The following is a 22,078-nucleotide window of genomic DNA, read 5'->3' on the forward strand; positions in this document are numbered from 1 at the left end:
GATGAGGACCGAACGCACACTCCGCACGGACGGTGGTGCTTCACCGCACGAGAAGTCACCGGAGCGCTGCCTGTCGCTCACCGTCGCCGGACCGTGGGGCCATTTCCGTCGAGTTGACGGAAACACGATAAAGGCAACCTATCGACTCCCGCCCCGGACGACCGTCGCCGGACTGCTTGCCGCCATTGCGGGTTACGAGCGGGACGGCTACTACGACGTGTTCGGCCGCGGCCGTTCGGGAATCGCTATCCAGCCGGTCGGTGGTCAGGCTGCTGGGGGTGTCGGCGAACAGGAGTCGGCAATACGGACGATGAACCTGCCCGAAAACAGTCTGACCACCTCGAACGAGGGAATGAAGGCAGTCAACAGCCGCGGGAAGGTAAGCATCCGTTATCCGAATCCGGCGACCGACCGCCAACGGATAAACTACGAGGTTCTCGTGAACCCGGCGTACCGATTCGACATTTGGCTCGCCGACGACGCGGCCTACGACCGACTCCACGACCGACTCGCCGACGGGCGCTCCGAGTACGTCCCGTCGCTCGGACTCTCGGAATTTCTCGCCTCGGTGACGTTTCACGGCGAATTCGCGCTCACGCCGAGTGGGGAAATCGACGGGCCGGTTGCCGTCGATTCCGCACTACCGAATCCCGAGGGCATCGTGCCAGCTCCCGGCCGACCACACGGAACCGAACGGTCGCCGGGCGATATGGAGCGAACGATCCGCGCTGGCGAGTTCGCCGGACGGAAGACGACCAAGTTCCTCCGGTGGGCGTACAGTCGAGACGGCGAGCCGCTTCGAGCGGGCGGTGTCGATGCCTACGAAGTCGATGGCAGGACGGTAGTGTTCTCGTGACCCTCGACGCCGACGACCCGAACTGGTCCGAATTGCTGTCACATCCGGCGGAAACCGACCACGAAGGCGGCGAAATCATCCGCGAGGCGATGCCGCTTGAACGCCATCTGCTGGCGGTTGCGCGGCGGGCACGAGAAGCAACTCCCGCTCACGCCGAGACCGCAGACGGCGAGTCGTTGCGCGACGCCGCCGAAATCGTCGGGCTGGTACACGATTTCGGAAAGGCGACCAAGTGGTTCCAGACCCATATCGACAACGGAACCGACGACAGCGGCCCGAGCCATCACGCGCGGCTCGGTGGATTGCTCGCCTACTATGCGCTCAGACAGCGTGGCTACGGATTGCGGGTGCGCTTTGCCGGTCTCGTCGCCGTGGCGAAACACCACGGTTCGTTGCCGGATTACGATAGATTCGCCGGGAACGCAATCGCACAGCAATCAACATGGCGGCAGGCCGAGGCACGAGGTGCGGCCAGCAGTGCGTACAACGGCGCGGCCGCGCGGCAGGCCGCACATATCGACGAGAAGCGTCCGGCGTTCGCCGATGCGGTCGTCGAGCGTCTCAGCATCGAAAACGGGTCGTGGACCGACTTCTGTACCCGACTGACGGCAAGTAACGATGCTATCAAGGCGGATAAGGCGGATGGGTTCGTGGAGGCAACGCTCTACGAGTGGCTCCGCGAGGATTTCTTCCGCGGAAAGCGTCGGCCACGGGTTGATGGTACCCTGTTCGACGACGGCCGAGCGTATCTCGACGAACTCAGGCTGTACGGAGCACTCACGTTTGCCGACAAAACCCACGCCGCTGGCGTTCGCTCCGATGACGACCGACTTCACGCCGACCCACTTACCACAGCACAGTTAGACGAGCACATCGCGGACCTTGGAGATGACGCCCCCGCGGCGACACTCGAAGCACGGCTGAACCGCCTTCGAGGTTCGATACAGGACCACATTCGCGGGCAATCGACGAACGACGACCCGATTGCCGCGTTTCTCGATGCGAAATCGCAGGTGGCGACGCTCACGCTGCCGACCGGCTACGGCAAGACGCTGACCGGCCTGCTCGCCGCGGCGCGCATCCGCGAGGCGACCGATGGCGACCGCATCATCTACGCGCTCCCGTTCACCTCGGTCATCGACCAGACGGCGGACGTGCTTCGGGAGGTGCTGAGCGACGAATCGGACGCGGACCCAGCGATGGGACGTCAACTGACGGTCCACCACCACCTCTCGGAATCCCTGATACTTTCGGACGACGAGGAAAAAGAGTCCGAGGGAACGGATGCAGACGCCGATAGGGCTGTGATGCTCGCCGAGAGCTGGCGGGCCGGCGTCACGCTCACCACGTTCGTTCAGTTGTTCGAAAGTCTCGCCGGCCCTCGAAACAGTCAGAGCATGAAACTGCCGGCGCTGTACGAGAGTGTCGTCATCATCGACGAACCACAGGCACTCCCACTCACGTGGTGGCCGCTCGTCGAACGACTCATCGAAGCGCTCGTGGCCGAGTACGACGCGACCGTCGTGTTAATGACCGCGACACAGCCGCGCATCGTCGGCGAGGACGATACCTTCTCGCTGCTCGATGGCGAGACGCTCGGCGCGCTCGAACCGGAGGGGGACAATGCACTTCCGGATCGCGTCGAATACGGATTCCACCCGACCGCGTTGGCAACCGGTACTGAGGACGGACTGCTCGACTACGATGACGCGGCCGCGACGCTGGCGGTGGCCGCAACCGGGACGGCCGATGCGACGCTCGCCGTCTGTAACACGGTCGATAGCACCAGCGAACTGTTCGACAGCGTGACCGAGGCGTTGGGAATGGATACCGACTCCGAGGCCGCCGTGACCGCCAATGGGCCAGTCGATATCGCGGCCCGATTCAAGAGGGAAATCATCGATGACGAACGATTCGGCGTCCCTTCGAGCACGGACGATACAGAACAGGTTCAAGATGCGTTCGTCCGTTCTATCGTCTTTCGGGCCGATTCGAACGCTCCTGCCGTACTATACCTTTCCACGCGGTTACGTCCGTGTGACCGCCGATTCTTGCTCGCTGTGGCTTCGGAACTGACCGCCGCCGAGATTCCGTTGCTCGTCGTCTCCACCCAACTCGTCGAGGCCGGGGTGGACGTGAGCTTCGACCGGGTGTTTCGAGATTTCGCGCCGCTCGACAGCATCGTCCAGGCAGCCGGGCGATGCAACCGCTCGTTCGAGCGGGCACCCGATACTGGTGGCGTAACTGTCTGGCGGCTCGGTCCACCCGAAGATAGTACCACGATTCCCGGCGAGGCGGTGTACGCCCGCAGAGAGGGTGATACGGACCTCGACCTGTTGGCGAAGACCCGCGAAGCGCTCACCGACGTGCCGACCGACGAGACAGTTTCGGAGGAAGTCGTCGAATCCGCCGTCGATACGTATCACGATATCGTGGGCGATGCGGTCGGTACAGTTTCCGCGGACAACGCTCTGCGTCGGCACTTCGAAAGGGCGGACGGAGCCGCGCTTCGTCGGGAATCACTCATCGATACACGATTCACTTTCGAAGTGTATGTCTGTCGGTCACAGGCAGATCACATGATGGTCGATATGTATCGCAGAGCCGAGAAATCATACAACTTCGATGGAACAAGTCGGTTGAAAAAGCAGCTTGCGGCTATCCGCGTTTCCGTTCCGGCGTACCGTCCCGACTCCGATACAGCAGCAAAACTGGTTCGGCTCGACCCACTCTCATGGGATGGCGAGAAGCGGACTGCGACGGAGCGAGTGTGGGAAGCTGATGCTGGGTTCGAGTCCTACTTCGATACGAGAACGGGTATCGACATTCCCGAGAGCATCGTGGATACGCTGATCTTATGAGCACGACAACTGATCCCGTCGACCGCCTGCTCGCCACGGCCCGCGACGACACCACCGAGGCGTCGTTCAGAGTCACGGGCGTGATGATGCAGTACTATCACGCCTGCGAGCGCGAGCTCTGGTTCGTCAGCCGCCAGCTCGAAATCGACCGCGAGAACGCCGCCGTCGTCCGCGGGACGCGCGTCGACGACACCGCCTACGGCGGCCGCGAGAGCAAACATCTCGGAATGATCGCCATCGACCTGCTGGAGGACGGACGGGTCGTCGAAGTGAAACCCTCCTCGAAACTCGTCGAACCCGCGCGGATGCAACTGGCCTACTATCTCTGGTATCTCGACCGGGTGGCCGACATCCAGCGCGATGGTGTGCTCGCCCATCCCCGTGAGCGAAAGCGCGAGTCGGTCGAACTCACCGACGATCTCGCCGAACGTGTCGAGGAAGCGATTCGCGGGATTCACGCGGTCGTCACGAGCGGGACGCCGCCGCCCGCGAAGGAAAAACCGTTCTGTGGGTCGTGTGCCTACCACGATTTCTGTTGGTGTTGAGATGGATAGAAACTATCACGTGTTCTCGAACGGGCGGCTGGAACGGCGCGAGGACACGCTCAGACTCGTCACAGAGGACGACGAGAAAAAGCATATTCCAATCGAGAACGCCGAAGCCATCTACCTCCATGGGCAGGTGGATTTCAACACGCGACTGATGGGGTTTCTCAACGAGAATGGCGTCGCGGCCCACGTCTTCGGCTGGTACGACTACTACTCGGGGTCGGTCATGCCCGAGCGCGGCCAGACCTCCGGCCAGACGCTCGTCGCGCAGGTCCGCGCCTACGAGGACGCTGCCCACCGACACGACATCGCCGCCGCGTTCGTGCGGGGGAGCATCCACAACATGCGCGCGAACGTGGCCTACTACGACGGCCGCCGAGGCGAGTTCGGGGCGACGCTCGACCGACTCGACGCGACCCGCGAGCGCGTTGCGAAAGCGGATGGGGTCTCGGAGCTGATGGGTGTCGAGGCGACAGCCAGAAAGGCCTACTATGGAGCGTTCGACCGAATCCTCGACGACGAGTTTACGATGGGGGGACGCGAATACAACCCGCCGCCAAACGAGGTGAACAGCCTGCTTTCCTTTGGGAACTCGCTGGTCTATGCGAACTGCGTGTCGGCGATCCGCGCGACGGCGCTCGACCCGGCGGTGAGCTTCCTCCACGAACCGGGCGAGCGACGCTATTCATTGTCGCTCGATCTGGCGGACCTGTTCAAGCCGTTGCTCACTGACCGAGTGACGTTTCGGCTCGTGAATCGCCGGCAGCTCACGACCGACGACTTCGAGACCGAGTTGGGGGCCTGCCTTCTCACCGACCGTGGTCGAAAGACCTACGCGAAGGCGTTCGAGGAAGCACTCGAACGCACGGTTCAACACCCCGCCCTTGACCGGAAGGTGAGCTATCAGTATCTGCTCCGCCTGGAGGCCTACAAGCTCAAAAAGCACCTCCTGACGGGCGAATCCTACGAGCCGTTCGAACGGTGGTGGTAGCGTGTACGTCGTCCTCGTCTACGATATGGAGGCCCACCGAACGCAACTGATGCTCAAACTCTGCCGACGATACCTTACCCACGTCCAGAACTCCGTCCTCGAAGGCGAGATCTCGAAGGGAGACCTTCAACAGCTTCGTGGGGAAATCGAAGACGTTCTCGTCGCCGGCGAGTCGGTCATCGTCTACGAACTCTCCTCGGATACGCTGTTGAATAGAACTGTGTACGGCGAGGACCCGACCGAAGACAGCCGCTTTCTCTGAGTCGTCGACCCCACGGGGCACTTGGCGTATCGACGGTCGACGGAAGAACTATACCACCGACAGCCAATACGGCGCGTGTGCCCTCTCAATCGGGCATGGTTTCAGACGAACCCTCGTGGGGTTGAAGCTACGAGGATTTCTGCCGGGGGTGGGGCCTGAGTCGTTTCAGACGAACCCTCGTGGGGTTGAAGCGTCAACCTCGCCCGGCAGTCTCTCCCAGTATTCCGAGTTTCAGACGAACCCTCGTGGGGTTGAAGCATCAACGCGGGCGGCCGTCGGGGTAGCGCGTACCGGGTTTCAGACGAACCCTCGTGGGGTTGAAGCGGCCGCGCGACGCTCTCTATCGAGAGCATCCGCGAGCGTTTCAGACGAACCCTCGTGGGGTTGAAGCGGCCGCGCGACGCTCTCTATCGAGAGCATCCGCGAGGTTTCAGACGAACCCTCGTGGGGTTGAAGCGTGGGTATCTTCGCGCTCGATCCATCCATAGACCGAGTTTCAGACGAACCCTCGTGGGGTTGAAGCGGCGCTCTTGATGTCAGCCACCCGCTCGTCGATCTCGTTTCAGACGAACCCTCGTGGGGTTGAAGCCGTCGACAGCCGAGGGTCCAATCGAAGATGTGGTTTCAGACGAACCCTCGTGGGGTTGAAGCGACTCGAACCCCATCCCCGACGACGCCTACCAGACGGTTTCAGACGAACCCTCGTGGGGTTGAAGCGGGGCGATGACTGTCTCGCTCGATAACGAGACCGAGTTTCAGACGAACCCTCGTGGGGTTGAAGCTTGATGGCACAGGGTGGACTCCGCACGAAAGAAGTCGTTTCAGACGAACCCTCGTGGGGTTGAAGCGTTGTCTGGCTTGAATATGAGCAGTTCGGCCTGACCGTTTCAGACGAACCCTCGTGGGGTTGAAGCCCGGTCTCGGCGGCGTCGAGGACGTTGAGATAACGAGTTTCAGACGAACCCTCGTGGGGTTGAAGCGCCGCCGACCTGCTGGAGCGTGCGATAGTCGGCGCGTTTCAGACGAACCCTCGTGGGGTTGAAGCGACGAGCGGCGGCTCGCCTTTCGCGACCGCGCCACAGCGTTTCAGACGAACCCTCGTGGGGTTGAAGCCTCACCGCCACCGGCAACGCTGCGGGCGAAATGGGCGTTTCAGACGAACCCTCGTGGGGTTGAAGCGAGAACCGCCGCGAGTGCGATGAACGCGATGGCGAGTTTCAGACGAACCCTCGTGGGGTTGAAGCGCGCCTTTAGCGATAGCACCGACCAATAAGTTCCATGGTTTCAGACGAACCCTCGTGGGGTTGAAGCCCGCTCCGATTGATGCCACGGAGCGGCAGGCGGTCGTTTCAGACGAACCCTCGTGGGGTTGAAGCGCAACTGGAGGAGGCGCTCGGAATCGACGTTCCCGGTTTCAGACGAACCCTCGTGGGGTTGAAGCGTGGACAAAGTGGGCGGCATGACCATCGACCTGCCGTTTCAGACGAACCCTCGTGGGGTTGAAGCGCCGGTCGAAGGCGGCGCTGGAGTTCTCGACGGCGTTTCAGACGAACCCTCGTGGGGTTGAAGCATCCGTCACATTCCGTCGAATCAAGAAATCTCAATTGTTTCAGACGAACCCTCGTGGGGTTGAAGCCATGACGGATGGGATGTCGACATCAGCATCGGAGAGTTTCAGACGAACCCTCGTGGGGTTGAAGCACCGGCATAGCGCACTTCTTTGGCTGTCACCTTTATCGTTTCAGACGAACCCTCGTGGGGTTGAAGCTTGTTGCCCTTACAAGTAAAGTCGCCTGAGTAGCTTGTTTCAGACGAACCCTCGTGGGGTTGAAGCTGGCGAGGGAACGGCTGTATGTGCGACGACTACTGGTTTCAGACGAACCCTCGTGGGGTTGAAGCGCCACGCAGGCGTTTTTCGCCGCGACCGACAGCCACGTTTCAGACGAACCCTCGTGGGGTTGAAGCTCGTTCGATGCAGCGACAGGCCGATGTCGTTCACGTTGTTTCAGACGAACCCTCGTGGGGTTGAAGCCCCTCAGACGGTCGCCACTCGATGGGGTTGATGGACGTTTCAGACGAACCCTCGTGGGGTTGAAGCGAGGAGATCGTCCAAGACGAGGACATCGACACGCCGGTTTCAGACGAACCCTCGTGGGGTTGAAGCGGGTGGGCCTCGTGGCGATGGTCGGCCGCGCGGGGGAGTTTCAGACGAACCCTCGTGGGGTTGAAGCTTACGGCTGCTCCGTGGCGGCCCCTTCGAACTCGTGTTTCAGACGAACCCTCGTGGGGTTGAAGCAGGACAATATGGCGATTCATCGGCTTTAGCTTCTTGTTTCAGACGAACCCTCGTGGGGTTGAAGCCGAAGGGACTGCTCACCGCCGTACACCAAGCTCTCGTTTCAGACGAACCCTCGTGGGGTTGAAGCCTGAGAAGGCTAAATAGACACCTATGTACGGCAATGTTTCAGACGAACCCTCGTGGGGTTGAAGCCTCGGCGACCAAGTCGAGCGCATCGAGTACGTCGATCGTTTCAGACGAACCCTCGTGGGGTTGAAGCGTCTTTCGGACGGTCTGTCGCATCATCCGCCATGAGCGTTTCAGACGAACCCTCGTGGGGTTGAAGCGAGTATAACGACGACGGCCAGATGGTCGGGCGGTTGTTTCAGACGAACCCTCGTGGGGTTGAAGCTTCGAGAGCCAGCTACTATGAAGTGATGAAGATAACGTTTCAGACGAACCCTCGTGGGGTTGAAGCATGGGCAACCAGAACCGGCCGTGGATGTTCGCCGGGTTTCAGACGAACCCTCGTGGGGTTGAAGCTGGAGGCCCACCGATGAGTCAAGTGTGGAGCGACGGTTTCAGACGAACCCTCGTGGGGTTGAAGCGCGTTGTCGAACACGCCGCGCTCAGTCGCCTCTTTGAGCGTTTCAGACGAACCCTCGTGGGGTTGAAGCATCCATCGAAAACTGTGCGTAGGTGAATGAGTAGGGGTTTCAGACGAACCCTCGTGGGGTTGAAGCGCGGCTACGCTGGTGGCTACGGAAGTGGCTACGGTTTCAGACGAACCCTCGTGGGGTTGAAGCCTCCTCACCATCGTACGCACTACCGTACTTCCGAAGGGTTTCAGACGAACCCTCGTGGGGTTGAAGCGACGTTGATTGGGTGAGGTTGTTGTTCGCTCATGCTGTTTCAGACGAACCCTCGTGGGGTTGAAGCGGCCATATCGGCCATCCAGTCCATGAGCTCGTCCGGGTTTCAGACGAACCCTCGTGGGGTTGAAGCATCGAACGCGAGGCGGACGACGTTGCCAAGCGCGAGTTTCAGACGAACCCTCGTGGGGTTGAAGCTCGGCGAGGCGTTCTCGCTTGATGGGTCCAACGACGTTTCAGACGAACCCTCGTGGGGTTGAAGCATCACGAGCGCAAGGTGGTCGAGCGCGGGTTGCCGCGTTTCAGACGAACCCTCGTGGGGTTGAAGCGCCGACGGTGCTGCGCCATCTCCGCACTGTGAGCCGGGTTTCAGACGAACCCTCGTGGGGTTGAAGCCTCATCCGTCAGGAACACTCGGTCTTCATCTTTGCCGTTTCAGACGAACCCTCGTGGGGTTGAAGCCCAGCAACAACTGGAATTTGGAGGTACTCCGTACCGTGTTTCAGACGAACCCTCGTGGGGTTGAAGCTCGTCGCTGCCGGAGCGCGGTCGGTCACATCACGTTTCAGACGAACCCTCGTGGGGTTGAAGCGACGGCTTCGGCGAGCGCCGGCAGCATCGCCTGCGTGTTTCAGACGAACCCTCGTGGGGTTGAAGCCGAACTCCGCCATCGCCGCCCGGTTGCCGAGGCCCACGTTTCAGACGAACCCTCGTGGGGTTGAAGCGCGCTTCAGGTCGGTGAAGTGCGGTGTGTCGTCCGAGTTTCAGACGAACCCTCGTGGGGTTGAAGCATGCTTGTTGATGCCGACCGCACCCCAGCAGAGTTGGTTTCAGACGAACCCTCGTGGGGTTGAAGCTCGATGACGTGACTGCTCTCGGTGGCGGGTATGTTGTTTCAGACGAACCGTTTCAGACGAACCCTCGTGGGGTTGAAGCGAGCGTGCCGTCCGCGACCACCAAAGCCGCACCGCGTTTCAGACGAACCCTCGTGGGGTTGAAGCATCAAAGACCTCGAACAGTCCGAGCTGGCGCTGCCGTTTCAGACGAACCCTCGTGGGGTTGAAGCCGTGAACGACCGCTCGGCGTCGTCACCGAAGTCCACGGTTTCAGACGAACCCTCGTGGGGTTGAAGCCGCGGCGGGCGAACCCCGACACCCAGCGATAGAGGTTTCAGACGAACCCTCGTGGGGTTGAAGCCGAACAGTCCCATGCCGTTGCACTACGCGCCCGCGTTTCAGACGAACCCTCGTGGGGTTGAAGCTCCGGTCACTCGATGGCGCAGTCCGTTGGCGATACAAGTTTCAGACGAACCCTCGTGGGGTTGAAGCTCTTGCCGATAGTGCTTGGTCAACCGTCAGTTCTCGAGTTTCAGACGAACCCTCGTGGGGTTGAAGCGCGGGTGTGGTCGCGTGGGTGGCTGGCGATATGCTCGTTTCAGACGAACCCTCGTGGGGTTGAAGCGTCCAGTCGAGCGGCAGCTCGAAGAGGAAGCGCAGCGTTTCAGACGAACCCTCGTGGGGTTGAAGCGGCAAAGTCGAACACGGGTTCGGCGGCACGCCGCGTTTCAGACGAACCCTCGTGGGGTTGAAGCCCCGCTGACCCGACGCTCCCGCTCTCGGAGTTGGAGGTTTCAGACGAACCCTCGTGGGGTTGAAGCGCCGCCAAGAGGATCGACAAGAGCCGCCCCCACGTCGTTTCAGACGAACCCTCGTGGGGTTGAAGCCGGCGTGGGGTTGACCGCGCGGAGTCGTCGGCGACGTTTCAGACGAACCCTCGTGGGGTTGAGGTCACCGACGATGGCTGTAAGATTGTAGTACCTCCCCACCATTGAGAGGACGATGACGAACGTCTCAGCTAACGAAACCACGCCGGTGACGGTCGTGAACGGTGCGCTCGGTGCGGGCAAGACGACGCTCCTCAATCGCCTACTCGCCGACCCCGGCGGCCGCGACATTGCCGTCGTCGTCAACGATATGGGCGAGGTGAACGTCGATGCCGACCTCCTCGCCCGCTCGGCGGAGACCGACGACCCGGGCATCGTCGACCTCTCGAACGGCTGCATCTGCTGTCGGCTGCAGGACGACCTCCTCACCGAGACCGCACGGCTCGCCGAGACCCGCGACTTCGACGTGCTGGTGGTCGAATCGTCGGGCATCAGCGAGCCGGTGCCGGTCGCACGGACGTTTCTCGACGGCTCGGACGAAAGCGACATCGACCCGACCGAGCACTACCACCTCGACACGATGGTGTCGGTGGTCGACGCCTACGGCTTCTGGAAGGAGTTCGATGCCGGTGCGTCGCTGCCCGAGCATGCAGAGTCCGCGATGGACCGCCCGCTCGCCGACGTCCTCGTCGAGGCAATCGAGTTCTGTGACGTCCTGCTCTGCAACAAGTGTGACATGGTTCCCGAGGCGCAACTCGACGGAATCGAGGCCGCACTCCGCCGGCTCCAGTCCCGGGCCGAAATCGTCCGCACGACACACGCCGACGTCGACCCGGAACTCGTGCTCGACACCGACCGATTCGACTTCGCCGAAGTCACGCGTTCGGCCGGCTGGAAGCAGGCGCTCGCGGGCGATGGCCACGACCACGACCGGCCGGCGGCCGCCGCACACGGCGTCTCGTCGTTCGTCTATACGTCAGAACGACCGTTCCACCCCGAACGATTCGACGAGTGGCTCGATTCGTGGACCGAGTCCGTGATTCGGGCGAAAGGCGTCTTCCGGCTCGCCGGCCGCGAGGACGTGATGGGACTCAATCGGGCCGGGCGGTCGGTGCAGGCCGGTCCCATCGGCGAGTGGAGCGATGAGGACGACCGACGGACCCGGCTCGTGTTCATCGGCAGCGAGATGAACGAGGACGCTATCGTTGCGGACCTCGATGCCTGTCTGCTCGCCGACGAGACGGACGACCGCGCGTTCGACGACCCGTTCCCGACGTGACTACGGCGACACCTGCTCGCGGAGGTCGTCCCACGACTCGTGGAAGCCGTAGTTCGACGCCGTGGTGTCGTCCCCGCGGACGACTTCCTGATAGGTGTCGTCGTATTCGAGGAGCTTCCCCCAGCCGTCCATGTCGTAGCTACAGTAGATGCACATCGTTCGGCAGTAGGCGTCGTACCATCGCATGAAGCATAATGCTTGCGTCGAGAGCGAGGACGCGCAGCCAACGCAGGTCGGTCTCAGCGCCCGGCTTCGGTTTCCTCGGTGGACTGCTCGCTCCCCGTGGCGACGAGCGAAACGCCGCCCAGCGCCAGGTAATCGTAGAGGAGCGCCCCGGCGGCCGCCCCAATGGCGGGACCGAAGAGATAGATCCAGACGAACCGCCACCAGTTGGGACCGCCGAAGATCGTGTTCGAGACGTACGGGCCGATGGTGCGTGCGGGATTGAACGACGCCCCGCTGATGTTGCCGGTCGTGAGGACGCCCATCGCGACCACGAACCCGATGACGAGACCGGCGTGCTGGCCCGGTCCGTCCTCGTCGATGGCGAGCGCCATGATTACGACCATCAGGAAAAACGTGATGACGATCTCGTTGGCGAACGCCTGCCAGACGGAGACGCCGGGGAACGGTGCCGTTGCGCCGGAGACGCCCATCGTCGCCGCTTTGGTGCCACGGATGAGAACGAAGACGACCGCGCCGGCGACCCCGCCGAGCAACTGGGCGACGACATAGACGCCCGCCGCAGCCGAACCGATCCGGTCGGTCAGCCAGAGCGCGAACGTGACCGCGGGGTTGATGTGCTGGCCGGAGACGCTGCCGAAAACGTAGATCGGAATCGTGACGGCCGCCCAGAACGCGAGCGCGACCCCGACCCAGCCGAGCGCGCCGAACCCGAGCCCATTGAAGACGAACGTTCCGTCACCGCCTCCCTCTGGAGCGGTGAGGATGTCGATGGCGACCGCCCCCGCGCCGAAGAAGACGATGCTGAACGTTCCGATGAACTCCGCGAGCGCCTTCTTCGCGAGCGTGTGGTCGTCTGCCATGGAAAATGATGCGTGCTATGGGAACCGCGCTACGGTTCGAGCAGTACCTTCGTGACGCCCTCTTCGCGGTTGTCGAAGCGCTCGTACATCTCGGGGGCCTCGTCGAGACCCACCCGGTGCGATACCAGAAAGCTCGGGTCGGCGCGGCCCTCGACGATGAGGTCCCGCAGCTGGCGGTTGTAGGATTTGACGTCGCATTGGCCCGTTCCCAACTTCTGGCCCTTCTCGAAGAGTTTGCCGAAGTCGATGCCCAGTCGCCCTTCGGCGGACATCTCGTCGGGTGCGCCGGGGTCGTCGGGGACGTAGAGTCCGACGATGCCGAGTTGGCCGGTCGGGCGTACGGTTCGAATGAGGTTGTTGAGCACGTTCGCCGGGTTCTCGCGGGCGGGGTCGTAGGCGTCATCGGCCTCCTTGTCGGGGTCCACGGCTTGGTAGCCGACCGCATCCACGCCCTTGTCGACGCCGCCGCCGTGGATCTCCTTGATCTGCTCGACGGGATCGCTTTCCTCGAAGTTGATCGGAGTGGCATCACAGTACTCGCGCGCGAGGTCCAGCCGACTCGGCACGCGGTCGACCGAATATATCTCCGATGCACCCTGAATCTTCGCGCTGTAGGCTGCCATCAGGCCGACGGGACCCGCGCCGTAGACCGCGACCGACTCACCTGGCTGGAGGTCCGCAAGCCGCGTGCCGTGCCACCCCGTCGGGAAGATGTCGGCCAACAGTGCGAACGAGTCCTCGTTGCTGCCGCCCTCGGGGAGTTTGAGCGCGTTGAAGTCCGCGTACGGGACCCGGAGTTTCTCGGCCTGCCCACCTTGATACGGTCCCATGCCGACATAGCCGTAGGCACCGCCGGCCGGCACGCTGCCTTCCTCGTTGACGTTCGTACAGAAGGCGGTCTTGCCGCTCTCGCAGTTCTTACAGAACCCACACGCGACGTTGAACGGGAGAACGATGCGGTCGCCCTCTTCGAGGGTGTCGACGCCGTCGCCGACCTGCTCGACGGTGCCCATGTTCTCGTGGCCGAAGACGATGCCCTCCTCGGCCCCAGTCCGCCCCTCGTACATGTGGAGGTCCGACCCACAGATGGCGGTGGTCGTGATATCGATGACCACGTCGTTTGGATGTTCGATTTCCGGTTCGTCGACGTCCTCGACCGCGACGTCGTGTTCGCCCTTGTAGACGACTGCTCTCATTGACATTGTGTCCCAATCCACATGGTGGCGAGAGATCCTTCAAGCTTTCGTAATTATCGGTATATATTCGCCATGGACGAACCGGAAGGCTCCTCCGCCGTCCGGGCGAATCGTGTCCGTGAGCGACAGCAATCGACGGTTCGTTCTCGGCAAGCGACCCGAGGGAAGACCCGACCGCGACACCTTCGAGCCGGAGGAGACCGAGCTACCGGAGCCGAACCGCGGCGAAGTCCTCGTCCGCACGCTGTATCTCTCGGTCGACCCGTACATGCGCGGGCGGATGCGCGACCGCGAATCCTACGCCGACCCGTGGGAGGTGGGCGAGGCGATGGCGGGCCACGTCGTCGGCGAGGTCGTCGACTCCGCACACGACGACTGGCAGGGCGGCGAGTTCGTCTTCGCCAATGGCTACTGGAGCGAGTACGCCACCCTCGACGGCGACGACCTCACACCCATCGAACCGAGCGAGAACGCCCCGCTCGAATCGTACCTCGGCGTGTTGGGCATGCCCGGCCGCACCGCCTACTTCGGCACGCGCGAGGTGCTCGAACCCACGCCGGGCGATACGGTCGTGGTCTCGGGCGCGGCCGGCGCGGTCGGCTCGACGGTCGGCCAACTGGCGAGTTTCGCCGGTGCGCGCGTCGTCGGCTTTGCGGGGAGCGACGAGAAAGTGCGGTATCTCGAAGACGACCTCGGCTTCGATGCCGGCATCAACTACAAAGAGACCGACGACTACGGTGACGCGCTCGACGAGGCGGCTCCCGAGGGCGTCGACGGCTACTTCGACAACGTCGGCGGACCCATCACTGACGGCGTTTTCACCCGGCTCAACGTCGACGGGCGGGTCGCGGTCTGTGGTCAGATAGCCACCTACAATGATGAAGGCGTTGCGACCGGTCCCCGAAAGCTCCCGCTGCTCATCCCCTCGCGCGCCCGCGTCGAGGGACTGCTCGTCGGCGACTACGTGGCCCGCTTCGAGCAGGCCAACGCGCGACTCCACGAGTGGGTCACGAACGGTGACCTCGCCCACCGCGAGACCGTCGTCGAGGGCTTCGAGAACGCGCCTGACGCATTTCTCGGCCTGTTCGAGGGCGACAACATCGGCAAGCAAGTGGTGCAGGTCGCCGAGCCGAGCGAGTAGTCCCGTCCGCAAGCGACGGGTCTACCCTTCACCAGCGCCAACCGAGAGGTGATGGCATCCGCTGACGGCACGATACTGCCGGCCGACGACGTTCCTGCCGACACGACGGCGCTGTTCACGGTCCGCGAACTGGATGGAGAGCAAATCCACGAGGCCGTCCTCATCGACACCGACGACGGCATCGAGGCGTGGCTGAACCGCTGTATGCACTTCACGCACATCGGACTCGACAAGGGGTCGGGCGCAGAATACCGGGACGGCGAAATCGTCTGTACGAACCACGGCGCGATGTTCGCAGCCGACACCGGCTACTGCACGTTCGGCCCGTGCGAGGGCGCATATCTCGATTCGGTTGCCGTCGCGGTCGAAGACGGCCAAGTGAAACTCGCCGACGGGCGCTACGAGTTCGTCGCCACCGGGCCGAACGAGGACGACGGCGACCTCACCTCGACCTCGAACGTCGAGTTCTGAGTGGGTCGGTTCCCGAATCCGCGAACTGACTTCCGGCGAATCGTCTGGAGACGAGCGACGGCTATCGGTCGCGCGCGACCGTCTCGTTCGGGTTCGTCCGCGTGCCGGCATCGAGCACGACGCCCGGATAGAGCGTGGTGTGAACGCCGGTCTTCGTCCCGTCGCCGGCGACGACGCCGTATTTCCGTCGCCCCGTCGAGACGCGCTCGCCCTTCACCGTTTGATTCACCGGTTCGTCGTCGTGGCGGAGGTTGGCGACCGTCGTGTTGGCCCCGAAGTTCACTTCCCTCCCAAGGACGCTGTCGCCGACGTAGGAGAGGTGCGGAACGTGCGTCTCGGCCATCACGACACTGTTTTTGATTTCGACGGCGTTGCCCACGCGGACCCCCTCGCCGAGCAGTGTCGCCCCGCGAACGTAGGCGTTCGGGCCGACGTGTGCGCCCGAACGAATCAGGACTGGTCCCTCGACGACCACGCCCGGCTCGACGTGTGCGCCCTCCTCGACGACAACTGGTCCCCGAAGTTCGGCGCGCTCGCTGACCTCGCCCCGAACGTCGCTATCGAGGTCGGCGAGCTTCCACTCGTTGGCCTCCAACAACTCCCACGGCCGGCCGACGCCCATCCAGCGGTCGAGTTCGGTGTAGGAAACCCCGTACTCGGCGAACACCCGGTCGAGGACGTCCGTGAGTTCGTACTCGCCGCGCTCGCTTTTTTCGACGTCGAGCCACTCCCGAGCCTCGCCGGGCAGGACGCAGGCCCCGGCGCTCACGAGGTTCGTTTCGGGGTTTTCGGGCTTTTCCGTGACGCCGACCACTCGCTCCCCATCGGTATCGAGAACGCCGTAATTTTCGGGGTTCTCGGCACGATAGGAGGTAATGCCCGGTGCGTTCTCGAACAACTGCTCGATGCTCGCCGCGTCGTAGAGGTCGTCGCCGTAGAGGACGGCGAAGTCGCCGTCGAGGTGGTCGCGGGCGGCGCGGACGGCGTGAGCAGTCCCCAACTGTTCGTCCTGTGTGGCGTATTTCACTGGGATGCCGCGATACTCCTCGCCGAAATACTCCCGTACTGTGTCGGCCTCGTAGCCGACGACGAAGACCAGTTCGTCCGTGCCGGCGTCGATGGCGGCGTCGGCGGTGTGGGCACAGAGCGGACGGTCGGCGACGGGAAGCATTGGTTTCGGCGTGTGGGCGGTCAGCGGGCGCATTCGCGTGCCTTCGCCGGCCGCGAGGAGCACAGTCTGCATACCGGGGCCGACTCGCCGGTGTGAAATAGGCCTACCGTTCGTCGCTGGCAGCGAGCATCGGAAGCGGTGCCGTGCTGTCGGTTGCGGTGGCGCGCGTTCGCGCTCGTGTGCGAGTGGAACGAGCACGAGCGCGAACACCGTGCGAGTCGGTTGGGGAGGGTGTGGACGGTCGTCGTGGCTCGTCGTTCGTTCCGCCACATGGGCTGCGATGAATGGGAGATACGCCTTCGCTGACTCAGACGAGGCTCTCCGGCGGGTCCGGGAGCTCCTCGAAGTGTTCGCGGTCGTGGGCGAGATAGACGGCGGCGTCCTCCTTCCGTTCGAGGTTGTGAACCCTGCGGTTCGAGCGAATGGCGTATTCGGTGTCCCACGCAAAGGCCGGCTGAAGTTCCTCCTCGTAGGCGCGCTGGGTGAAGGCGAGGTCGGCCGCGAGGATGACTGTGCCCGCCTCTTCGAGTTCGACTTTCACCGCCTGATGGCCCGGCGAGTGACCGGGCGTCGGGATGCACTCGATGGTTCCATCGCCGAAGACATCGTAGTTTCCGCTGATTGCGGTAACGCTGTACTCGGCGTCGTGGAACACGCCGAAGTCTCCCTCGACGTAGAGGTTCTGCTGGATGGGGTCGGCGGGCCACCACGCGTATTCGAGTTCGTCCTGCTGGACGACGAACTCGCTGTCGGGAAACTCGCGGATGTCGCCCGTGTGGTCGAGATGGAGGTGGGTCATGACCACGGTGTCGATTTCGGCGGGATCGTACCCGAGGTCTGCGAGTTGATTGACCGCCTTTCCGTCCTCGCTCATCTCGATCTCGTCAGCGGCGAACTCGTCGATGTAGCCCGCGCCGTAGGGGCCGTAGTCGGCGGGGTTTTCGAGCATCTCGTAGCTGGTGCCCGTATCGATCAATACTGTCCCCTCGGGGTGGTCCACGAGATAGAACGGCGTGAGCGAGGGGTAGGTCTCGCCCGGCTTCTGGTTGCGCATCATCGCGCTGTACTCGTACTCCCAGTCGGCGCTGTTCATCGCGTACAGCTCCGGTTGCGCCATACACCGAACCAGACGCTCGACGGCACTAAAGGTAAGCCATGAATATGTCGCATGGCACGTCACGAACTGCCGCTTTCGTCGGCAGTCGATGGACCTACGGACGATGTGTCGAACCACAACCGAACACCGACAAGCGTTTTTCGCTCGCCAGCCTCTCTTACTGTGTGACGGAGCTTCGGGGACCGCTCGTCGAGGTCGATGAGAAAACGAGTGTGAGTACCGACTACGGCGAGCGCGACCTCGCGGAACTCACCATCAGACCCGAGCGCGGGCGGGCCGCCCCCGTGACGCTCACCCTGTGGGGCAAGTGGACCGAAACCGTCGAGTACGCCGAATCGGGCATGGAGCTGCTCGCCGTCGGCGTCGAGCGCGAGGAATACCGGGGCGAGGTTCAGTATTCGACCACGGCCGATTCACGAATCGTGGTCGAACCCGACTACCTCGTGAACGTCACGGACGTGCGCTCGTGGGTGCAATGCCCGCGAATGCACTACCTCAACAAGCTCTCCGGCGTGCCGCTGAACTACCCCGTGGTCAAGGGAACAGTCGTCCACGAGGTGTTTTCCGATCTGCTTCGCGGCGGCGACGTCGAGACGGCAATCGACGACCGAGTGGCGGAGGCGGGACTGGATTTGGGACTGCTCGAACGCGACGCCGACGTGGTCAGGAAGGACGTGGCCGACCACGCCCGCGCCATCGACGGGTGGCTCCGGCAGGGCACCCTCGACGGCGGGGACGAGTGGCGCTCCGAGCGAACGCTGATTTCCGAGCAGTATGGCCTGAAGGGACGGGCCGATGCCGTGCGCGGCGGCTCTCCTGTGGAACTCAAAACGGGCAAGAACACCAACAGCGAACCCCGATTTCAGGACAAGGTGCAGGTCGCCTGCTATGCACTCCTGCTCGACGAGATGGGCGAAAAACCCGACACTGGGACGCTGATATACACGAAAAACGCGGCGCTCGACAGAAACGAGGCGGATGGTGATTTATCGCCAGCGAAGGATTTCTCGCTGTCGGATGGATTGGTCGAGTACGTCCTCAGACAGCGCAACGAACTCGCCGCGATGGGCGCTAGCGACGAGATTCCGACCGGCTACGAGGCCAACGCGACCTGTAACTACTGTTTCGAGCAGGACACCTGCATGGTGGTTTCGGGCCGTCTCGACCAAGAGTCGAAGGCCGGACAGGTGGGCAGCGCACTACCCGCCGAGGAACGGGCGTATTTCGAGCGGTTCTATCGCGCCATCGAGAACGAACGCCGGGCGGTCCATCACGAATACGCGAAACTCTGGACACAGAGCGCCGACGAGCGTACCGACGCCGACCGGGCGCTCATCGACCTCGAACCGATAGGAAGGAAGGAAGCCGATGGCCGGTGGGAGCTACGCGCGCGATGTGCGAACCCGGTCTCGAAAATCCGCGAAGGTGATGTCGTACTCGCGAGCGATGGCCACCCCGTCAGAGGGACCGCCGAGATGGCCCGCGTGGTGGAGTTGGGTGAGGAAATCGTCGTGCGGACCGACGAACCCGTCGAACTCCGCCGGCTCGACGTCTATCCCTCCGAGATGGGCGTCGACGGGATGCTCACGGCGCTGCACGACGCGGTGCTCGCCGGCGACCCCAGTCAGAAAGACGTGTTGTTCGGGCGACGCGAGCCGGAATTTCGCGATATCGAGGAGGAGTTCATCGACAACAATGCCGCCCAGAACCGGGCCGTGAGCCGCGCAGTCGGGGCCGAGGACTGTGCGCTGATTCACGGCCCACCGGGAACGGGCAAGACCTACACCATCGCGCGTGCGATACGGGCGCTGGTCGACCGCGGCGAGCGCGTGCTGCTGTCGGCCTTTACCAATCGGGCGGTCGACAACGCGCTCGAAGCGCTCGAAGCACAGGGATTCACGGATTTCGTTCGCGTCGGCACCGAGCACGGCGTGCGCGCGGACATGCAGGAGTACCGACTCGAATCGCGCGGTGACCCCGCAAAACGGGCGCGCGAACTGCACGAGGCTCCGGTGGTGGCGGCGACGACGGCGAGCTGTGGCTCGCGCGTGCTGCGCGAGGCGGACTTCGACGTGGCGCTCGTCGACGAGGCGGGCCAGCTCACCGAGCCAGCGACGCTCGCGGCGCTCGCGCTGGCCGACCGGTTCGTTCTGGTGGGTGACCACCAGCAGCTCCCGCCGGTGGTGCAGGCCGAAGACACCGAGCAGGCGAACGATCCGGCGTCGACGGACCCGGCTGCGACGCGCTCGGACGGCGGGCACGCCGACCTCCAGCAACCGACCGAGCCATCGCCCGACAGCGAGCAGGTGGCCGACCTCTCGCGGTCGCTGTTCGAGCGATTGATTGACGAACATCCGGCAGCATCGGTGTTGCTCGATACCCAGTACCGGATGGCCCAGCGGATTCAGGCGTTCTCCTCCCAGGAATTCTACGACGGTGCGCTCAGGCCCGCGAGTGGAGCGGTCGCCGCCCAGCACGTCACCGACCTCCCGACGGTCGACGCCGACGCACTTCCCGAGAGTCTCCAAAAGCGCGTCGCGTTCGTCGATCCCGACGGCGCGGCGCAGGGCAACACGAACCCCGCGGAGGTCGAGGCGGTCGCGGAACTCGTCGAGCGATCCGTCGCGGCCGGCGTCCCGCGCGAGGACATCGGTATCATCGCGCCGTTCCGCGCACAGGCGGCAGCCATCCGTCGGGAAGTTCCCGACATCGCCGTCGACACCGTCGACCGCTTTCAGGGCTCGGCGAAGGAGGTCGTTATCGTCTCGTTCGTCGCCACGGGAACTCTCGACTCGCCGATCTTCGAGGATTACCGGCGAGTCAATGTTGCGCTCACGCGCGCGAAGAAGGCGCTCGTGCTCGTCGGCGACGAAAACGCGCTCGCCGCCGACGAACGCTACGCGCGGATGGTCGAATGGGCGAGATAGGACCTACCGCCGTTCGATGACAGTCCCCTCGGTACCGACCGCAACAGCTCCCGCGTCGTCGATGGCGATGCCGTGCAGATCGGCGTCGGCCGGCGTCTCGACCGATTCCCATCCGTCATTCTGTTCGTACACCGCTCCGCCGTCGCCGGCCGCGAGACCGGTTTCGCCCGCGAGAGCGACCGCCGAGAGCGCGCGCTCGCCGGGCTGGAGCCGCGTCCAGACCGCCCCGTCGTAGCGAAACAGCGAGCCGTCGTCGGCCGCGACGAGGGTTTCGGAGTCGCTGGCGGCGACGCCGGTGAAGGCGGCGTTCGCGTCCTCGATGCCGATCTCCTCGTAGCTCGCGCCGCCGTCGGTCGTCTCGTAGACCGACTGGTTGGTGTCACAGATGTATCCACGGTCGGTATCGAGAAATTCGATGGCCGCGATGCTCGACCCGCTGCCCGGTTTCTCGATGTCGCCCCACGAGACCGTGCCGTTCTCGTAGCTTCCTCGCAGGAGTTCGCCGGAGCCGTTCACGAGATGGAGCCGCTCTTCGCCGCTATCGCCCGTCACGGCGACGTCCGCCCACGTGCTGGTCTGGTCTTCCGGTGCGGAGTGGTCGGTGAGTCGACCATCCGCGTAGCGCCCGAGGACGCCGCTGTCGCCGGCGAACCAGACGGTTTTACCGTCGTCAGTCGCGTCCACGCCGCGAAGCACGTTCGCGTTCGCCGTCGGACCGTCGTCGAGCGCTACCTCCCAGCCGTCGTCGCGGGCGAGCACGACGCCACCCTCGCCGGCCGCGTACGCGCCCCCGCGGGTGGCGACGACGTCGAGCAGCGACTGGTCGGTCGGCGTGTCGATGGCGTTCCAACCGGGGTCGGTCGACCCACCGCTGTCGGTTCCCTCACCGACTCCGGCTGCGCGTTCGTCGTCCGCATGGTGGTCCTCGGCATCGTCTACGTCGGCTGTGGCTGCCGCGTTCGGAGCATCGCGGTCGGTCGAGCTGTCGGGTGTGCTATGGGTCGCCATGTCGACATCGGAACCATCGGCGCGACTGGCTGGTTCGGTGGCGTTACTGGCCGAACCGCGGTGGCTGCCGGCGCGGTCGTTGCCGGTTCCGCCGTCGAGCGGTTCGTCGGTACTCGTGTCGGGTTGGTCCGTGCTCGTTCCGGTCTCGCGCGTCTCGTCGTCGCCGACGACCGACGGGACGTTCTCGCCCTCGCCGGTGAGATAGAGGAGCACCGGCGGAAGGACGTAGACGGCGATTGCCAGCAGGATGAACCAGCGGTTGCCGGTGAAGCTGGCCCATAGCCCGAGGGCGGTGAGCGCGGCCGCACTCGCGGCGTGGACGCCAGAGCGCGCGTACTGGCGGTAGTACGCGAAAAAGCCGCCGCCAGTAGACGAGTCTGCCATTGGTTTC

The 22,078-nt window shown here is 63.7% G+C and carries 15 protein-coding genes and 1 CRISPR repeat array; of the genes, 9 read left to right on the forward strand and 6 right to left on the reverse strand.

Going from position 1 to position 22,078, the window contains the following annotated elements; translation table 11 throughout:
* Nucleotide 1 precedes the first annotated feature (1 nt).
* The 6 genes from cas5b (at nucleotide 2) to ACQUQO_RS13850 (ending at nucleotide 11,610) form a co-directional block, all read left to right on the forward strand.
* A complete protein-coding gene (gene cas5b / locus ACQUQO_RS13825; RefSeq protein WP_435078609.1) occupies nucleotides 2-856 on the forward strand; it encodes a type I-B CRISPR-associated protein Cas5b in 855 nt (284 codons plus the stop codon).
* On the forward strand, nucleotides 853-3,717 hold the full coding sequence (locus tag ACQUQO_RS13830) for a CRISPR-associated endonuclease Cas3'' (protein ID WP_435078610.1): 2,865 nt from the start codon (nucleotides 853-855) through the stop codon (nucleotides 3,715-3,717). The genes cas5b and ACQUQO_RS13830 overlap by 4 nt, the downstream gene beginning before the upstream one ends.
* On the forward strand, nucleotides 3,714-4,262 hold the full coding sequence (gene cas4 / locus ACQUQO_RS13835) for a CRISPR-associated protein Cas4 (RefSeq protein ID WP_435078611.1): 549 nt from the start codon (nucleotides 3,714-3,716) through the stop codon (nucleotides 4,260-4,262). The genes ACQUQO_RS13830 and cas4 overlap by 4 nt, the downstream gene beginning before the upstream one ends.
* Nucleotide 4,263: 1 nt before the next feature.
* Nucleotides 4,264-5,256: a type I-B CRISPR-associated endonuclease Cas1b gene (cas1b, locus tag ACQUQO_RS13840; protein WP_435078612.1), complete on the forward strand. Its 993-nt coding sequence runs from the start codon at nucleotides 4,264-4,266 to the stop codon at nucleotides 5,254-5,256.
* Nucleotide 5,257: 1 nt separating this feature from the next.
* Nucleotides 5,258-5,518 carry a CRISPR-associated endonuclease Cas2 gene (cas2, locus tag ACQUQO_RS13845; RefSeq protein WP_435078613.1) on the forward strand — a complete coding sequence of 87 codons (261 nt, stop codon included), beginning with the start codon at nucleotides 5,258-5,260 and terminating at the stop codon, nucleotides 5,516-5,518.
* A gap of 98 nt (nucleotides 5,519-5,616) precedes the next feature.
* Nucleotides 5,617-10,456: direct repeats of the CRISPR family, unit length 30 nt; unit sequence GTTTCAGACGAACCCTCGTGGGGTTGAAGC.
* A gap of 50 nt (nucleotides 10,457-10,506) precedes the next feature.
* Entirely contained in the window at nucleotides 10,507-11,610 is a 1,104-nt protein-coding gene (locus tag ACQUQO_RS13850; protein WP_435078614.1) for a CobW family GTP-binding protein, read from the forward strand.
* Here the strand turns inward: ACQUQO_RS13850 and ACQUQO_RS13855 are convergent, their stop codons facing one another.
* Genes ACQUQO_RS13855 through ACQUQO_RS13865 form a run of 3 tightly spaced genes read right to left on the reverse strand, consistent with a single transcriptional unit; the run spans nucleotide 11,611 to nucleotide 13,852 of the window.
* Nucleotides 11,611-11,796, reverse strand: coding sequence for a hypothetical protein (locus ACQUQO_RS13855; protein ID WP_435078616.1), 186 nt, complete (start codon nucleotides 11,794-11,796; stop codon nucleotides 11,611-11,613).
* A 53-nt stretch (nucleotides 11,797-11,849) separates the two neighbouring features.
* The gene (locus ACQUQO_RS13860; RefSeq protein ID WP_435078617.1) at nucleotides 11,850-12,656 is read right to left on the reverse strand and encodes an MIP/aquaporin family protein; all 807 of its coding nucleotides are present in this window, start codon (nucleotides 12,654-12,656) and stop codon (nucleotides 11,850-11,852) included.
* A 29-nt stretch (nucleotides 12,657-12,685) separates the two neighbouring features.
* Nucleotides 12,686-13,852, reverse strand: coding sequence for a glutathione-independent formaldehyde dehydrogenase (locus ACQUQO_RS13865; protein ID WP_435078642.1), 1,167 nt, complete (start codon nucleotides 13,850-13,852; stop codon nucleotides 12,686-12,688).
* 118 nt (nucleotides 13,853-13,970) lie between these two features.
* Here ACQUQO_RS13865 and ACQUQO_RS13870 point away from each other — a divergent pair, with 118 nt between their 5' ends.
* Complete coding sequence (locus ACQUQO_RS13870) at nucleotides 13,971-14,993, forward strand: NADP-dependent oxidoreductase (protein ID WP_435078619.1); 1,023 nt, start codon at nucleotides 13,971-13,973, stop codon at nucleotides 14,991-14,993.
* Between the two features lie 51 nt (nucleotides 14,994-15,044).
* Nucleotides 15,045-15,464 (forward strand): Rieske (2Fe-2S) protein, encoded by a 420-nt coding sequence (locus ACQUQO_RS13875; protein ID WP_435078621.1) that lies wholly within the window; start codon nucleotides 15,045-15,047, stop codon nucleotides 15,462-15,464.
* Between the two features lie 61 nt (nucleotides 15,465-15,525).
* Here ACQUQO_RS13875 and glmU read toward each other — a convergent pair whose 3' ends face one another.
* The gene (gene glmU / locus ACQUQO_RS13880) at nucleotides 15,526-16,707 is read right to left on the reverse strand and encodes a bifunctional sugar-1-phosphate nucleotidylyltransferase/acetyltransferase (protein ID WP_435078623.1); all 1,182 of its coding nucleotides are present in this window, start codon (nucleotides 16,705-16,707) and stop codon (nucleotides 15,526-15,528) included.
* Between the two features lie 235 nt (nucleotides 16,708-16,942).
* Nucleotides 16,943-17,752, reverse strand: a complete 810-nt coding sequence (locus ACQUQO_RS13885; RefSeq protein ID WP_435078624.1) for an N-acyl homoserine lactonase family protein — start codon at nucleotides 17,750-17,752, stop codon at nucleotides 16,943-16,945.
* A 164-nt stretch (nucleotides 17,753-17,916) separates the two neighbouring features.
* Between ACQUQO_RS13885 and ACQUQO_RS13890 the strand changes: the two genes are divergently transcribed.
* Nucleotides 17,917-20,679, forward strand: a complete 2,763-nt coding sequence (locus ACQUQO_RS13890; protein WP_435078626.1) for an AAA domain-containing protein — start codon at nucleotides 17,917-17,919, stop codon at nucleotides 20,677-20,679.
* A 3-nt stretch (nucleotides 20,680-20,682) separates the two neighbouring features.
* Here the strand turns inward: ACQUQO_RS13890 and ACQUQO_RS13895 are convergent, their stop codons facing one another.
* A complete protein-coding gene (locus ACQUQO_RS13895) occupies nucleotides 20,683-22,071 on the reverse strand; it encodes a WD40/YVTN/BNR-like repeat-containing protein (RefSeq protein ID WP_435078627.1) in 1,389 nt (462 codons plus the stop codon).
* Nucleotides 22,072-22,078: the final 7 nt, after the last annotated feature.

This window comes from Halococcus sp. AFM35 (assembly GCF_051195015.1).
GTDB lineage: Archaea > Halobacteriota > Halobacteria > Halobacteriales > Halococcaceae > Halococcus.

Coding starts and splice junctions, on each gene's coding strand:
- ACQUQO_RS13885 (WP_435078624.1), bottom strand. CDS start 17,752: ATGGCGCAACCGGAGCTGTACGCGATGAACAGCGCCGACTGGGAGTAC.
- cas1b (WP_435078612.1), top strand. CDS start 4,264: ATGGATAGAAACTATCACGTGTTCTCGAACGGGCGGCTGGAACGGCGC.
- ACQUQO_RS13850 (WP_435078614.1), top strand. CDS start 10,507: ATGACGAACGTCTCAGCTAACGAAACCACGCCGGTGACGGTCGTGAAC.
- ACQUQO_RS13895 (WP_435078627.1), bottom strand. CDS start 22,071: ATGGCAGACTCGTCTACTGGCGGCGGCTTTTTCGCGTACTACCGCCAG.
- ACQUQO_RS13860 (WP_435078617.1), bottom strand. CDS start 12,656: ATGGCAGACGACCACACGCTCGCGAAGAAGGCGCTCGCGGAGTTCATC.
- ACQUQO_RS13865 (WP_435078642.1), bottom strand. CDS start 13,852: ATGAGAGCAGTCGTCTACAAGGGCGAACACGACGTCGCGGTCGAGGAC.
- ACQUQO_RS13855 (WP_435078616.1), bottom strand. CDS start 11,796: ATGCGATGGTACGACGCCTACTGCCGAACGATGTGCATCTACTGTAGC.
- ACQUQO_RS13875 (WP_435078621.1), top strand. CDS start 15,045: ATGGCATCCGCTGACGGCACGATACTGCCGGCCGACGACGTTCCTGCC.
- cas4 (WP_435078611.1), top strand. CDS start 3,714: ATGAGCACGACAACTGATCCCGTCGACCGCCTGCTCGCCACGGCCCGC.
- glmU (WP_435078623.1), bottom strand. CDS start 16,707: ATGCAGACTGTGCTCCTCGCGGCCGGCGAAGGCACGCGAATGCGCCCG.
- cas5b (WP_435078609.1), top strand. CDS start 2: ATGAGGACCGAACGCACACTCCGCACGGACGGTGGTGCTTCACCGCAC.